The 211-nt window shown below is 73.0% G+C and carries 1 protein-coding gene; it reads right to left on the reverse strand.

Translation table 11 applies throughout. The features are described from left to right. Positions 1 to 211, reverse strand: a 211-nt coding sequence (locus tag P5F91_RS29795; protein WP_277909156.1) for a contractile injection system protein, VgrG/Pvc8 family, incomplete at both ends; no start/stop codon positions are given.

A 211-nucleotide genomic window follows, 5' to 3' on the forward strand; every position in this document is an offset into this window, starting at 1 on the left:
AGGGGTGGCGGCCGGCAGGCAGGTGAAATGGTTGGCGTAGCCGGAGTGGCTGGCGCCGCCGCCCTCGTAACTGAGGTCGCTGGCGCGGTGGCTGGCGGAGAGCACGACATAGGCGCCGTTCTCGGCGGCGACGGGATGGTCGGTCAGCTGGAAGCGGCCGCCGGGGGTCATGGAGCGGCAGTCGCTGGCGCCCTGCACCGTCTCGCGCTCG

The organism is Nitrospirillum amazonense (assembly GCF_029594735.1).
GTDB lineage: Bacteria > Pseudomonadota > Alphaproteobacteria > Azospirillales > Azospirillaceae > Nitrospirillum > Nitrospirillum amazonense.